Genomic DNA, 14199 nt, shown 5'->3' with positions numbered 1-14199 from the left:
GCCGGCCGGACGCGGCCCCGATGGCTCAGTTCACGGGGATCTGGAACACCCCGTTCACCGCGTTGCGGACGTCCGGGTCCTGCTGGCTGGGGTCGTACTCCGGTGCGGCCGGCGCCTCAACCCCTGTGCGGGTGGCCTGGGCCCGGTTCGCCGAATCGGCCAATTGCATCAGGGTCTGGCTGATGCCGAGCAACTGCTCGGCCGTCGCAAAGCGTGGATCGGTTGCGTCACCGCCCGAGGCATTCCACAGGTCCTGGCCCATGCCTCGAAGGGTCTCGACCAGCCGCTGTGTGGCGGGGCTGGCGAGCGCGTGGGCGTGCCTTGGCAGCTGGTCTGGGCCCATGTTCGCGAACAAGGGCTCATAGACGCTGTACTCGAAGTCTCGGACATCGTCGGCGCCCGTCTGATGCAAGCCCTTGAGCAGCTCCTGCTGGGTTTTCACCTTGGCCAGAACCTTCTGGGTCGCCGCCAGGGCGTTCAAGGTCGCGTGCAGGTCGCCCTGGTTCAACTGGTCCAGTACGGGTAGCAAGGCCTCATGGCATTCCCGTACACCCCAATCGAGTCGCTCGTCGATGGCCTGGGCAAGGGTGGGCTCGGCCTGGGTGTTGCCGAAGATGGCCAGGGCCTTGGACAGCGCGGGCAGCTCGGCCGCGCTCAGCTCATCGAGGGCCGCCTGATGGAGCACCAGCCGAGGGACGTGATGGACGATCGCCTCGAATGCCTGCGTGACCTGCGGGTCGGTGCTCAGGCCATGCGCGCCATGGTGCTTCTGCAGCGCCTTCCATTGTCCGGCGGCGTCGATGATGCGGCGCAGACCCTGCGGGTCCACCTGACCGGGGGGTGAGAGCGACAACAGCGCACCTTGGGCGGCGGCCAGGAAGCGCTCCTGCGTGTGTCGCTGGCGTTGCACCGCGACGTCCGCGATGAGGGTGTCGATCAGGTCGGTGCTTCTGGCGACCCAATGGGCGCTGTCGGCCGCTTGCAGCGCGGCTTGGTCTTCGCTGGGCAGGGCGTCCAGCAAGGTCTTGATGTCGCTGGCGGAGACATCGCCCTTGCTGAGGAACCCGTTGAGGGCCGCGCCCAGCACGCTCAGCGCCAGTTGGGTCTCATCCCCGTATTTCGCGGCATGGTTCATGCCGTATTGGCCCATGATGTTTTTGACCACGCCCGACAGACCGTTGTACGTGTCAGCGGCGCGAGGCGACTGTTGCTGGGCCTCCGCGATGGCTTCCTTGAGCCTGGGCAAGAGTTGGGTTCTTCCATCGGCGAAGACGCGACGCTCGACTTCCGCGCTCAACGCCTGGCTCAAGCGCTTGAGAGGCAGCGCCACCGCGGCATCGGTTCCGTCCGCGAACAAGATCTGGAGTTGGGTGCGCAAGGTCTTGAGTTCGGCGGGCGTGAACTGAGCCAGGTGAACCTCGAAGCGCTGGGTCAGCAGCTGATCCAGCGGCACGCCGCGCTGCGTCACGGGCGCGGCGGTGTTTTCGATGGTGCCGAATGCCTTCTTCAGTGTCTTCGAACTGAGGTTTCCCTGAGGATGGATCAGGTTGCCCAGCAGATCACCAACGGCCCGGCTGGTGTCTTTCAGCGCATGACGGTACTTGGGGTCGACCCGCACACCGCCAGGGGTCATGGCGTTGAGGAGGCGGCTCCATCCACGCACCATGCCATGGGCCACCTTGTTCCATCCGGTGCGTTTCGCTTGGGAGGGCAGCACGGTTGCAGCCCGCGACCTCCCATGGAACTTTCCGACAGGGCTGTCGTGGAACACATGGTTGATCGGCAGGGGCAGGTGAGCGGTGGTGGTGTTTCCAACTGGCATGGTTGTCTCTCGCTGAACGTGAATGCGCGGAGGGTTTGGTCGACGCCGGGCGCCAGGCGCGGCGCGGCCGGCTTCAGACTGAAAGAAAGGAGGGGGCGGCCGGGGGGCGCGGATCGGCGCTGGCCGCGGTGGACTGCAGGGCAGCGAAGCGTTCCTGCCACGTCTCCGCCGCATCGATGAAGCGCTGCAGGCGCGACATGATCAGTTCGGCCGTCCAGCCGTGGTTGCCGATGTCCGAGCACAGCACGATCTCGTTGAACTCGACGTCGATGGCCAGCGCGGCGCCGCCGGTGTCGGCGCCGAAGAGGTTGGCGCTGAGCAGTTGCTCGAAGGTGCGTTCGCGATCGCTCGTGGGCACGGGGCCCAGCGTGCAATAGATGTGCAGCAAGTGGCTGCTGCCGCTGGCCTCGAAGTTGACGTCGATGCGGTCGTCGACCCGCAGTCGCGCGCAGCCGTGTTCGTCCAGCCGCAGTTCGGGCACACCCATGACGGCAGATCGACAAGCAGGTGGGCCAGCAACAGTCGCGTGGCTTCATGGGTTTTCTGGCTGGCCTTCTCTTGTGTCCGCTGGGTGCGCGCGGCAGCGGGGGCCATCAGCTTGGCCCATCGGTGCTGAATTTTCTCCAGCAAGGACCTCTGGCGCTTCAAGCGGGGGGCTTGAGGTGGAAGAAGCTGAAGGCCTGCCTTGGTGGGCTTCTCGCGGGAGGTGCGCTTGGGGCCGGGTGACGGGGCGACTGTGTGATGCCGGGGTTGGACTGCTTTGCTGCGGATCATGTGGGGGCCTCGAAGCCGGTCTTGCCCGATCCGTGCCCCGCTCTGTCGTGAGGGTTCCGTGGTCTGCGCCGGCCTCGGCCGCATGGCGGTGCTGGCGCCGACCAGCGGGGAACCGCCCCCATCGAATGGCCGATGGCTCGGCCGCCCCAGCCGCTCAGCGCTCGGGCAGCGCCGCCTTCACCGCCTCGCCCAGCTCGATCACCGCCAGCGCGTAGTAGCTGCTCCAGTTGTAGCGGGTCACCACGTAGAAGTTCTGCGTGCCGGCCACGTAGCTGGACGGCGCGCCCGCGTTCTGCAGCTCGACCAGCGCCAGCGGGCCAGGGTGCTGCAGCGCCGCGCCCTCGAGCACGGCGCCCTTGGCCTGGAAGGCCTCCACCGTGAAGCTGGGCAGGATGTCGGGCGCGAGCAGGGTCTCCAGGTCCAGCGTGGCCGGGTCGAAGCGCACCGGGTAGTGCGTGGGCATGCCGGGTGTCCAGCCGAAGGCCTTGAAGTAGTTCGCCACCGAGCCGATCACGTCGGCCGGGCTGTCGAACAGGTCGACCTTGCCGTTGCCGTCGAAGTCGATGGCGTAGCGCGCCCAGCTGCTCGGCATGAACTGCGGCAGGCCCATGGCGCCGGCGAAGCTGCCCAGCAGGCCTTGCGGGTCGCTGCCGTTGCGCTGGCACAGGCTCAGCAATTGCTCCAGCTCGTCGCGGAAGAAGGCGCTGCGCGCGGCGGCGCGTGGGTGGCTGGCGGGGAAGTCGAAGGCGAGCGTGGTGATCGCGTCGATGACCTTGTGGGTGCCGGTGTGGCGGCCGTAGAGCGTCTCCACGCCGATGACGCCGACGATGAGCGAGGCCGGTACGCCGAACTCGGCCTCGGCGCGCGCCAGGGCCTCGCGGTTGTCCTGCCAGAAGGCTTGCCCGGCGGCGATGCGCGTGGGCTCGATGAAGCGCGCGCGGTAGGCGGCCCAGTTCTTGGGCACGCCGCGCGGCGGCGGCGTGACGCCGCGGATGGCGGCCTCCAGCCGCTGCGCCTGGCCGATCTGCGCCAGCACCCAGGCCGGGTCGAGCTGGCGGCGCGCGGCCAGGTCTTCGGCGAAGGCCATGGCGGCCGGGTGGTCGCGGTAGAAGAAGGGCGCTCGCGCGGACGGGCGGCTCGTGGGGCGCTGCTTGGCGAGGGGGGTGGCCTGGGCCAGGGCGACCGGCAGCGGCAGGGTGGACAGCGAGAGGGTGGCCAGGGCGGCCAGGGCGATCGATCGGCGTTGCATTGCCCGCGATTGGATCACGCGCGGCGGCGGACCGGCCAGGCCAGCCGGCGGAATTCCCGCCTCAGCTGGGCGAGGGTGCTGCCGCTGTCGCGCCCGTAGCGTTGGGCTTCGAGGCGCAACAGCCAGTCGGCCAGACCTTGAACGGCCGGGCCATCGCCCAACTGCGCTTTCATGCGTTGAGCCAGTTCGCGCGGGGGCGTGCGCTCGTCCGAGGCCACGCCCAGGCGCTCCAGCCGCTGGCGCGCGCGCCGCAGCAGGCGCAGCCAGGGATCGTGCCGCTGGCGTTCCCACAGGGCCCAGAGCGCGCCCAGCAGGCTCACGCCGACCACCACGCCCAGCAGCACGGTGGCCAGGTCCTGCCAGCTCGGCGAGGCGAAACCCAGCGCGCGCAGCAGCTCGAGCTGGCTGCCCTGCGTGTAGTCCAGCACCCACTGGTTCCAGGCATTGTTGACGGCCTCCCAGGTGGCGCGCAGCTGCGCCGTGAGCGTGGGGTTGAGGTTGCCGAGCGCGCCGGCGAAGGCCCCCGCGAAACCGGCGGCGGGCGCCTGCAGGCGCTGCATGGAGCCGATGCGGCCAGGGAAGACCGCGCCCGTGGGGTCCACGCGCACCCAGCCCTGGCCCTGCAGCCAGACCTCCGTCCAGGCGTGGGCGTCGCGCTGGCGCACGGTCCAGTAGCCGTCGACGGTGTTGGTTTCCCCGCCCTGGTAGCCCGTGACCACGCGCGCCGGGATGTCCATGGCGCGCATGAGCACGGCGAAGCCGCTGGCGATGTGCTCGCAGAAGCCCGCCTTGCGGTCGAACCAGAACTCGTCGGCGGTGTGCCGGCCGTAAACGCCGGGCTCCAGCGTGTAGCGGTAGCCGCCGGTGCGCAGGCGTTCGAGCGCGGCGTTCACCAGCGCCGGCGCGGCGGCGGGGCCGGGGCCGTGCTGTCGGCGCATCTCCTGCGCCAGCTGCAGGGTGCGCGGGTTGAAGCCGGGCGGCAGTTGCAGGTAGTCCTGCAGGCCGATCTGTGCCTGCAGCGGGCCGTGGCCGAAGTCCAGGTGGCTTTGCGCCCGGTAACGCACCAGGCTGTTGATGGGGCGCTGGGCGGTCCATTGCAGCGCTTCGCTCATGCGCACGCGGTTGCCGCCGGGCAGTTCGGGCGCGGCGGTGGCGGCTTCCAGCACGAAGACCCAGGGGCGCCGGTTGGGCTCCAGCGTGACCTCGTAGCCCACGGGCTCGCCGCGCGGGCGCAGCTGGGCCGTGAGGCGCTGCTCGCGCGGGAAACCCGATTCGAGCGGGCGCCACTGCCGGCCGTCGAAGCTGCCGAACACCGGGCCGCGGAAGTACAGCAGGCCGGCCGGCGGTGGGCGCGGGTCGTCGAAGCGCACGCGCAGCGCGATGCTGTCGTCCAGCGCGAGCTGGGCGATCTCGCCCACACGCATCTCGTCCGACAGGCCGCTGCGCCCGCTCGGGTCGGTGTTCGGCGTGCCCCACAAGGGCGCCAGGCGCGGGAACAGCAGGAACAGCACCAGCATGATGGGCGCGCCCATCAGCGCCATGCCGGCGGCGTAGCGCGCGGCCTGCGACAGCGGCGGCTGGCCCACGGGCATGTGCGCGTTCACCAGGGCCGTGAGCAGGCCCAGCAGCGCGACCAGGATGCCGGCCGCCGTGAGCAGCGACTGCGAGTAGAAGAAGTGCGTGAGCAGGGTGAAGAAGGCGAGGAAGAACACCACGAAGGCGTCGCGACGCGCGCGCAGTTCCAGGGTCTTGAGCGCCAGCAGCACCACCACCAGCGTGACGCCGGCCTCCTGGCCAAGCAGCGTGCCATGGCTGGCGAAGGTGGTGCCCAGCGTGAGCAGCAACAGCCCCAGGCGCCAGGGCCAGCCGGGCAGGGGGGCGGCGCGCAGCGCCAGCCGGGCGCGCCAGGCCAGCACGCCGGCGGTGAGCGCCGTGGTCCACCAGGGAATGTGCGCGGCCTGCAGGGCCACCACCCAGGCGATGACCGCGAGCACGAACAGGGTGTCGCGCGTCTCGCGGGGCAGCGAGGGTGGCGCACCGGCGGCGCGGGACGGTCGAAGCGCGTTCAGCACAGCGCGAGCGCCTCCAGGCACTGGTTGCGGTGCACCGGGCCTTGGTCGGGGGCGATCTCGCGGCCCGGCAGGCGCAGGCCATAGTCGAGTTCGAGCCGGTCGGCCATCAGCACCCAGGCGGTCAGGCGCGACACGCGTCCTTCCAGCCCCGTGCCGCCGCACTGGTTCAGGTCCAGCCAGAGCCGCTGGCGCTGGCTGGACAGGGCGTCGCGGCTGACCAGCTCGTCGCGCCCGCTCGCGAAGGCCTGGGCGGCTTTCTTCCAGACCACGGCCTTCATCGGGTCGCCGCGCCGGTAGGCGCGCACGCCGTCGTATTCGCCCGTGGCCTGCACGCGCGCGCTGCCGGCACCGCCCGACAGCGGTTCGCCGGGCGGCAGTGGCGGTGGGTGCTCTTCCGGCGTGGGGTAGACCAGGGCCTGGGCGGCCGGGCGCCACACCGTCCACACGCGAAAGGTGCCGAGCGGGAACAGGGTCATGGCGCTGAGTGCCGGCAGCTTGTGCAGGCCGCGCGCGGGCGGTTGCCAGGCCAGCTGCAGCTCGGCGCTGCCTTGGGCGGGCACGTCGGCCCAGGCCAGGGCCGGCGCGCCGCCGTCCTCGGGGAGCACGCCGAGGCCGATGCCGTGGCGCGCGCGCCGCCGCTCGCTGGACAGACGCACCTCCAGCACCACCGCCTGGTGCGCGTGCACCGGCTCGGGCGGGTGCAGGTGCAGCGTGAGACCCCGTAGGTTGTTGTGGCACACGTGCATGCCCACCAGGGCGCTGCCGGCCAGCAGGAAGGTCAGCAGGTAGCCCAGGTTGAGCTGGTAGTTGATGCTGGCCACCAGCAGCAGGAGCAGGGTGAGGGCCAGCATCCAGCCGGCGCGCGTGGGCAGGATGTAGACGTTGCGCTGGGTGAGCGTGAGCGTGTCGCTGCGCCTGAGCCGGTTGTGGAACCAGGCCCGCGCGCGCGCCCTGAGGTTCAGCCCCGCGGGTATTGCACCCAGGGCGCCGCGGAACCGGCGTTGCCGGGCCGCTGGCGCCGCCCCCTGGGGGGAGGCGCCGAAGGCGCTTCTGGGGGGGCTCATTACGGCAGGGGGACGGCGTCCAGCATCGCGCGCACCTGCTCCAGCGGACCGCGCCCGGCGTCGCGCACGGGGATCAGCCGGTGCGCCGTGGTCTGCGGCAGGATGGCGGCGATGTCGTCGGGCGCCACGTAGTCGCGGCCTTGCAGGAAGGCCTGGGCCTTGGCCGCGCGCACCACGGCCAGCGCGGCGCGCGGCGACAGGCCCTGCAGGAACCAGCGGCCGCTGCGCGTGGCGTTGACCAGGTCCTGCAGGTAATCGAGCACCGGTTCGGCGGTGTGCACCTCGGCCACGGCGCGCTGTAGGCGGGCGAGCTCGTCGGCGTCCAGGGCCGGTGGCATCGAATCGATCAGCTCGCGCCGGTCCTGGCCGCGCAGCAGCTCGCGCTCGGCGGCGCGGTCGGGGTAGCCCAGCGACAGGCGCATGTGGAAGCGGTCGAGCTGCGATTCGGGCAGGGCGTAGGTGCCCAGCTGGTCGTGCGGGTTCTGCGTGGCGATGACGAAGAAGGGCTGGGGCAGGGCGCGCGTCTCGCCCTCCACCGTCACCTGCTTCTCTTCCATGGCCTCCAGCAGCGCGCTTTGGGTCTTGGGGCTGGCGCGGTTGATCTCGTCGGCCAGCAGCACCTGGGCGAACACCGGGCCCGGGTGGAAGACGAAGGCCTCGCGCCCGCGCTCGTAGATGGAGACGCCGATCAGGTCGGTGGGCATGAGGTCGGCGGTGAACTGCACGCGCGCGAACTGCAGCCCAAAGCAGCGCGCCAGGGCATGGGCCAGGGTGGTCTTGCCCACGCCGGGCACGTCCTCGATCAGCAGGTGGCCGCCCGCGAGCAGGCAGGCCACGCAGTCGCTGACCTGCTGCGGTTTGCCCACGATCACCGTGTTAAGCTGGCTCAGCAGGCGCTGGATCTTGGAGTCTTGTTGCATCTGGGCTTGCATATTGGCCGCGATTCTCACCGCAGTTCAGAGATGGCCCACGCCACTGGTTATTTCACGCACCGGGCATGCTGGCAGCACGACATGGGCGCCGGCCACCCCGAATGCCCCGAACGGCTCGATGCGATCGAGGACCGGTTGCTGTTGACCGGCCTGGACGCCGCGCTCGAGCGCCGCGAGGCCACGCCCGCCGCCCTGGCCGACCTGGAGCTCGCGCACGACCGCCTGCACCTGGCCGCGCTGCGTGGCCTGGCCGACACCCTCAAGGAAGACATCGCCGCCGGCGGGCCACAGCGCGCGCAGGTCGACCCCGACACCTCGATGAACGTGCACAGCTGGGAGGCGATCCTCATGGCCGCGGGCGCGGCCATCGACGCCACCGACGCCGTGCTGGCCGGCGAGCTGCGCAACGCCTTCTGCGCGGTGCGACCGCCGGGCCACCACGCCACGCGCCGCCAGGCCATGGGCTTTTGCTTCGTCAACAACGTGGCGGTGGCCGCCAAGTACGCGCTGGAGCGCCACGGCCTGAAACGCGTGGCCATCATCGACTTCGACGTGCACCACGGCAATGGCACCGAGGACATCATCGAGGGCGATGAGCGCATCCTCATGTGCAGCTTCTACCAGCACCCGTTCTACCCGGCGTGGACGCACTCCACGGCGAAGAACATGGTCAACCTGCCCGTGCCGGCCTATACGCGCGGCATGGACATCCGCGAGCTGGTCGAGACCTGCTGGATCCCGCGCCTGGACGACCACCGCCCGCAGATGCTGTTCGTGAGCGCGGGTTTCGACGCGCACCGCGAGGACGACATGGGCCAGCTGGGCCTGGTCGAGCAGGACTACGCCTGGCTGAGCGAGCGCATCCAGGCGGTGGCCGATCGCCACGCCCAGGGCCGCGTCGTGAGTTGCCTGGAGGGCGGCTACGCGCTGGACGCGCTGGCGCGCAGCGTGGAAGCGCACCTGCGCGCGCTTGCGGGCGTCTGAGCTGATGCCGTTTTTTTCCTGTCACCTGTTTTGACGATGAATCCTTCCTCCGCTTCGCTGCGGCCGGTGGACGACCTGTCCGCCTGGCTCAACAGCTTTCTGCAGCCGGCGGCGCTGGCCGAACTGGCCGCGCTGGCGGCCGTGGCCCTGCTGGCCTGGTCCCTGGTGGCCGGCCTGCGCCGCGCCCTGTCCATGCAGAACGAACCCCAGTCGGTGCTGTTCGGCCGGCGCATCGTCGATGGCGCGCTGTTTCCCATCGTGCTGCTGGTGCTGGGCTTCGTGGCGCGCGGGCTGTTGATGAACTTCGTGCCGCTGGCGGTCTTTCACGTCGCCATCCCCGTGCTGGTGTCGCTGGCGGTGATCCGCCTGGGGGTGAAGGTGCTGCAGGCGGCCTTCGACGACAGCCCCTGGGTGAAGGTGCTGGAGCGCACCATCTCCTGGGCCGCCTGGCTGGGCATGGTGCTGTGGGTCAGCGGGCTGCTGCCGGTGATGCTGGCCGAGGCCGAGGACATCCGCTGGAAGGTGGGCGCCACCACGCTGAGCCTGCGCACCCTCATCGAAGGCATCGTCACCGCGTCGGCGGTGCTGATCATCACGCTGTGGATCTCGTCGGCCATCGAGGCCCGGCTGCTGCGCAACGTCGTGGGCCGGGACCGTTCGCTGCGCCAGGCGGTGAGCAACGCCACGCGGGCCCTGCTCCTGTTCGTGGGCCTCATCGTCGCGCTCTCGGCGGTGGGCATCGACCTGACCGCCCTCTCGGTGCTGGGCGGCGCCGTGGGCGTGGGCATCGGCCTGGGCCTGCAAAAGCTCGCGTCCAACTACGTCAGCGGCTTCGTGATCCTGGCCGAGCGCAGCATGCGCATCGGCGACAACGTGCGCGTGGACAACTTCGAGGGCCGCATCACCGACATCAACGCGCGCTACACGCTGATCCGCAACCTCAGTGGGCGCGAGTCCATCGTGCCCAACGAGATGCTCATCACCAACCGCGTGGAGAACCTGTCGCTGGCCGATCCCAATGTCTGGCAGTCGACCGTGGTGTCGGTGGGTTACGACAGCGACGTCGACCTGGTGTCGCGCCTGCTGCTGGAGGCCGCCACCGCGCAGGCCCGCGTGCTCAAGAACCCCGGGCCCTCGGTGGCCCTGTCCAACTTCGGCGCCGACGGCCTGGAGTTCACGCTCGGCTACTGGATCGGCGATCCCGAGAACGGGCAGCTCGCGCTGCGCTCGGCGATCAACATGGCCATCCTCTCCTCGCTGCGCGCCAACGGCATCGAGATCCCCTTCCCGCAGCGCGTGGTGCACGTGCTGCGCGAGGGAGACGGCGCGGTGGCCGCTAGCGGTTCATGAAACCGGGCAGCCAGAGCGAGATCACCGGGAAGGCGATGAGAATGCCCAGCCGCACCACATCGGCCGTCACGAAGGGCCACACGCCGCGGTAGATGGTGGTCAGCTTGACCCCAGGCAGCAGCGAGTTGATGACGAACAGGTTCAGGCCCACGGGCGGCGAGATCATGCCGATCTCCACGATGGTCACGATGAGGATGCCGAACCAGATGGGGTCAAAGCCCAAGCCGGTGACCACGGGGAAAAACACCGGGATCGTGAGCAGCACGATCGCCAGTTCCTCCATCACCATGCCCAGAGCCAGGTAGATCACCATCATCACCACCACCACCATGATCGGCTCGGGGCTGAACTGCAGCACGAAGTCGCGCAGATCGGCCGGCATGGACGTGAAGTTGATGAAATTGGTGAAGATCATCGCGGCGATCAGGATGGTGAACAGCATGGCCGTGGTGCGCGAGCTTTCGATCAGCACCTCCAGCAGCAGCCGCGGCGTGAGCGTGCGGCGCGCCAGCGCGAAGAAAAATGCGCCCGCCGCGCCCATGCCCGCGCCTTCGGTGGCGGTGAACACGCCGCCGTAGATGCCGCCGATCACCAGCGCGAACAGCAGCGCCACCCCCCAGATGCCGCGGATGGCGGCCAGGCGCTGGCGCCAGGTGAAGCGCTCGGCGGGCGGGCCGGCCTGGGGGTCGCGCCAGGTGACGAACACCACGGCCAGGCACAGGCAGGTGATGGCGACGATGCCGGGCAGGATGCCGGCGATGAACAGCTTGCCGATGTCGGTCTCGGTGATGATCCCGTAGATCACCAGGATGGTGGACGGCGGGATCAGGATGCCCAGCGTGCCGCCCGAGGCAATGGCGCCGGTGGCCAGGGTCTCCTTGTAGCCGTGCGCCTTCATCTCCGGAAAGGCCACGCGGGTCATGGTGGCCGCGGTGGCGATCGACGAGCCGCAGATGGAGCCAAAACCGCCCGAGGCAATGATGCTGGCCATGGCCAGGCCGCCCGGGCGGTGGCCCACGAAGGCATTGGCCGCGTTGAACAACTCGCGCGCCATGCCGGCGCGGGCGACGAAATTGCCCATCAGCACGAACAGCGGGATGACCGACAGCACATAGGCGAAACCGGTTTCGAAGATCACCTGGCTGGTGCTGGCCAGGGCCGGCTGCCAGCCCCGCAGCACACCCATGCCCACAAAGCCCGCGGTGGCCATGGACACGGCCAGCGGCACGCGCAGGAAGGCCATGGCGAAGACGCCCAGAAAACCCAGCAGCGCGGCGGTCATGCGGCGTCTCCCGGCTGGGCCGCGCCGTGGAAAGCGGGCTCGGGAGGACGGAAGAAGACGAAGACCAGGTGCACCAGAGCGGTCACGAACAGGAAGAGCGCCATCATCCAGGCCACCGGCGCCATGGGCAGCTGCAGGTGGACCGTGATGTCGCCGTAGTCGAGAAAGCGGTCGGCGCGCAGCAGCATCAGGCGCGCCATCCAGGCGAAGGCAATGGCGCAGAACAGGTGCACCACGCGCTGCTGGATGCGCCGCAGGCCACTGGGAATGAAGGCGTCCAGCGAGTCGAAGACCACGTGCTCGCCGCGCCAGGAGACCAAGGGCAGCGCGCCGAAGATCACGATCACCATCAGGATCTCGGTGACCTCGAGCCCGCCGGGCACCGAGTGGCTGAAGAACTTGCGGCCCGTCACGTCGACGAGCGTGAGCAGCATGATGGAGAACAAGGCCATCGCGGCCATGAGGCCGGTCGACCAGCGCAGCGCGCGATCCAGGACGGTGAGCATGTCGGGGGAGCGTTCAAAAGCAACGGCGGGCAGCCGGGTTGGCGACTGCCCGCCGTGCGGGGTGGGTGGCGGCTCGATGCCTTACTTGACCTTCTTGATCTCGGCGCGGAACTCGGCCAGCACGGCCTTGGGGTCCTTCAGGCCCTTGGCCGCGGCGGCGGCGGCCCATTTGTCCTCCAGCTCGGCCTGCTTGGCGGCGACGGCCTTGATGAAGGAGTCGTCGGCCTGGATGCGCGCCACGCCTTGGGCCTTCTGCAGCTCGCGGCTGGCGGCGTCGACCTTGTCCCAGCCTTCGCCGAAGATGCGCGTGGCGACCTCGCCCGAGATCTTGTCGACCACGGCCTTGTCCTGCGCGGACAGGGCGTTGTACTTGGCCGGGTTCATCATGAACACGAAGCTGGTGTTGTAGAGGCCACCAGGGAAGGTGGTGGCGTGCTTGATCATGTTCAGCTTGAACGAGGCGATCGACTCGTCGGGGAAGAAGGTGCCGTCCATGACGCCGGTGGACAGCAGCTCGAAGGAGTCGGGCGCGGGCTTGAGCGTGGTGTTGAAGCCCATGAGCTTGGACAGCTCGTTGATGTTGCCACCGCCGATGCGGAACTTGAGCTTGGTGGCGTCGTCCAGTGTCTTCACTGGCTGCTTGCTGTTGAAGATGATGCCGGGCCCGTGCGTGAACACGGCCAGCACCTTCACGCCGCGGTGCTCGCCCAGCGGCGCGAAGTGCTTGGCGTAGAGGTGCTGGTAGGCCACCGAGGTGGCCAGCGCGCTGTCGCCCAGGAAGGGGAACTCGGCCAGCTGCGTGAAGACGAAGCGCCCCGGCGTGTAGCCGTCCACCGTGTAGGAAATGTCGGCCAGGCCGTCGCGCACGGCGTCGAAGGTGCCGGGCGCCGCCGCCACGGACTTGGGCAGGATGTTGCACTTCATGCGACCCGCGCTTTCCTTCTCCAGCAGATCGCACCACGATTTCTGCGCCATGCTCAACGTGTGCGTGGGGGGGACCCACGATGAGGCGGTGAACACGGTCTGCGCCGAGGCCGCGCCGGCGCTCAGCAGGGCGGCGGTGGCCAGGAGGGGAATCAGCTTCATGCGGGGTGCTCCAACGACGGGGTGAAGGGGCGCGCCATCGTTACTCAACATAAGTAAAGGGCGCAAATTCACTATAGGTGAACGCATTGCGCGACGCCCTCCAGACTTACCCGAGTTCGCCGACCAAGCGGTCGGCGAAATGACGCCCCAACGACATCCCGCCGTGCGTCGCGGGCATCGTGGCACCCGCGTGGCGATCGATATAATTCGAAAAAAGCACGGTCGTTCGATTTTCTGGCCATCGCTTTGGTCGCTCCCAGCGCCCACCTACAATGCCCAATTGACGTGCACGTCAATTGCACCCCGAACCCCAAACCACAGGAGCAGCTCAGCATGAAGGTTCTCGTCCCCGTCAAGCGCGTGGTCGACTACAACGTCAAGGTCCGCGTGAAAAGCGATGGCAGCGGCGTCGACATTGCCAACGTGAAGATGTCGATGAACCCGTTCGACGAGATCGCGGTGGAAGAGGCGGTGCGCCTGAAGGAGAAAGGCGCGGCCACGGAGGTGGTGGTGGTTTCCTGCGGCGTGAGCCAGTGCCAGGAGACGCTGCGCACGGCCATGGCCATTGGCGCGGACCGCGCGATCCTGGTGGAGACGTCTGAGGAACTGCAACCCCTGGCGGTGGCCAAGCTCTTGAAGGCCCTGGTGGACAAGGAACAGCCCGGTCTCGTGATCCTGGGCAAGCAGGCGATCGATGACGACTGCAACCAGACCGGCCAGATGCTGGCCGCGCTGGCCGGCCTGCCGCAGGCCACGTTTGCTTCGAAGGTCGAGATCGACGGTGACAAGGCCAAGGTCACCCGTGAAGTGGACGGTGGTCTTGAAACCCTGTCGATCAGCACGCCCGCCGTCATCACCACGGACCTGCGGCTGAACGAGCCGCGCTACGTGACGCTGCCCAACATCATGAAGGCCAAGAAGAAGCCGCTGGAGACGGTCAAGCCCGAGGACCTGGGCGTGGACGTGACGCCGCGCATCAAGACGCTGAAGGTGAGCGAGCCGCCCAAGCGCGGTGCCGGGGTGAAGGTGCCCGACGTGGCCACGCTGGTGGCCAAGCTCAAGACCGAAGCCAAGGTGA

At 69.1% G+C, this 14199-nt stretch carries 12 protein-coding genes; 3 read left to right on the top strand and 9 right to left on the bottom strand.

Annotation, left to right across the window (positions count from 1 at the left end; translation table 11 throughout):
* Window positions 1-25 precede the first annotated feature (25 nt).
* The 6 genes from BHU06_RS08580 to BHU06_RS08555 all read right to left on the bottom strand — a co-directional run bounded on the left by BHU06_RS08580 (window position 26) and on the right by BHU06_RS08555 (window position 7913).
* Window positions 26-1822 (bottom strand): hypothetical protein, encoded by a 1797-nt coding sequence (locus tag BHU06_RS08580; protein ID WP_139147019.1) that lies wholly within the window; start codon window positions 1820-1822, stop codon window positions 26-28.
* A gap of 73 nt (window positions 1823-1895) precedes the next feature.
* Entirely contained in the window at window positions 1896-2309 is a 414-nt protein-coding gene (locus BHU06_RS08575) for a type III secretion system chaperone (protein ID WP_070398769.1), read from the bottom strand.
* 441 nt (window positions 2310-2750) lie between these two features.
* Window positions 2751-3683, bottom strand: coding sequence for a lytic murein transglycosylase B (gene mltB, locus BHU06_RS08570; RefSeq protein ID WP_254668152.1), 933 nt, complete (start codon window positions 3681-3683; stop codon window positions 2751-2753).
* Window positions 3684-3859: 176 nt separating this feature from the next.
* On the bottom strand, window positions 3860-5917 hold the full coding sequence (locus BHU06_RS08565) for a DUF3488 and transglutaminase-like domain-containing protein (RefSeq protein ID WP_070398767.1): 2058 nt from the start codon (window positions 5915-5917) through the stop codon (window positions 3860-3862).
* On the bottom strand, window positions 5911-6981 hold the full coding sequence (locus BHU06_RS08560) for a DUF58 domain-containing protein (protein WP_083293127.1): 1071 nt from the start codon (window positions 6979-6981) through the stop codon (window positions 5911-5913). Before BHU06_RS08560 ends, BHU06_RS08565 begins: the two co-directional genes overlap by 7 nt.
* A complete protein-coding gene (locus BHU06_RS08555) occupies window positions 6981-7913 on the bottom strand; it encodes a MoxR family ATPase (RefSeq protein WP_175442826.1) in 933 nt (310 codons plus the stop codon). The genes BHU06_RS08560 and BHU06_RS08555 overlap by 1 nt, the downstream gene beginning before the upstream one ends.
* Before the next feature lie 30 nt (window positions 7914-7943).
* Between BHU06_RS08555 and BHU06_RS08550 the strand changes: the two genes are divergently transcribed.
* The gene (locus BHU06_RS08550; RefSeq protein ID WP_070398765.1) at window positions 7944-8897 is read left to right on the top strand and encodes a histone deacetylase family protein; all 954 of its coding nucleotides are present in this window, start codon (window positions 7944-7946) and stop codon (window positions 8895-8897) included.
* 36 nt (window positions 8898-8933) lie between these two features.
* Window positions 8934-10247: a mechanosensitive ion channel family protein gene (locus BHU06_RS08545; RefSeq protein ID WP_070398764.1), complete on the top strand. Its 1314-nt coding sequence runs from the start codon at window positions 8934-8936 to the stop codon at window positions 10245-10247.
* Here BHU06_RS08545 and BHU06_RS08540 read toward each other — a convergent pair.
* The 3 genes from BHU06_RS08540 to BHU06_RS08530 form a co-directional block, all read right to left on the bottom strand.
* The gene (locus tag BHU06_RS08540) at window positions 10234-11529 is read right to left on the bottom strand and encodes a TRAP transporter large permease (protein WP_070398763.1); all 1296 of its coding nucleotides are present in this window, start codon (window positions 11527-11529) and stop codon (window positions 10234-10236) included. The genes BHU06_RS08545 and BHU06_RS08540 overlap by 14 nt on opposite strands.
* Complete coding sequence (locus BHU06_RS08535; RefSeq protein WP_070398762.1) at window positions 11526-12035, bottom strand: TRAP transporter small permease; 510 nt, start codon at window positions 12033-12035, stop codon at window positions 11526-11528. The genes BHU06_RS08540 and BHU06_RS08535 overlap by 4 nt, the downstream gene beginning before the upstream one ends.
* An 81-nt stretch (window positions 12036-12116) precedes the next feature.
* Complete coding sequence (locus BHU06_RS08530) at window positions 12117-13121, bottom strand: TRAP transporter substrate-binding protein (RefSeq protein ID WP_070398761.1); 1005 nt, start codon at window positions 13119-13121, stop codon at window positions 12117-12119.
* Between the two features lie 333 nt (window positions 13122-13454).
* Between BHU06_RS08530 and BHU06_RS08525 the strand changes: the two genes are divergently transcribed.
* The coding region (locus BHU06_RS08525) for an electron transfer flavoprotein subunit beta/FixA family protein (protein WP_070398760.1) at window positions 13455-14199 on the top strand (745 nt) is incomplete at its 3' end.

This window comes from Hydrogenophaga sp. PML113, assembly GCF_001777155.1.
Lineage (GTDB): Bacteria > Pseudomonadota > Gammaproteobacteria > Burkholderiales > Burkholderiaceae_C > Hydrogenophaga > Hydrogenophaga borbori.
Note: the sequence above shows the minus strand (reverse complement) of the source record. Positions and strands in the feature narration are given on the sequence as shown.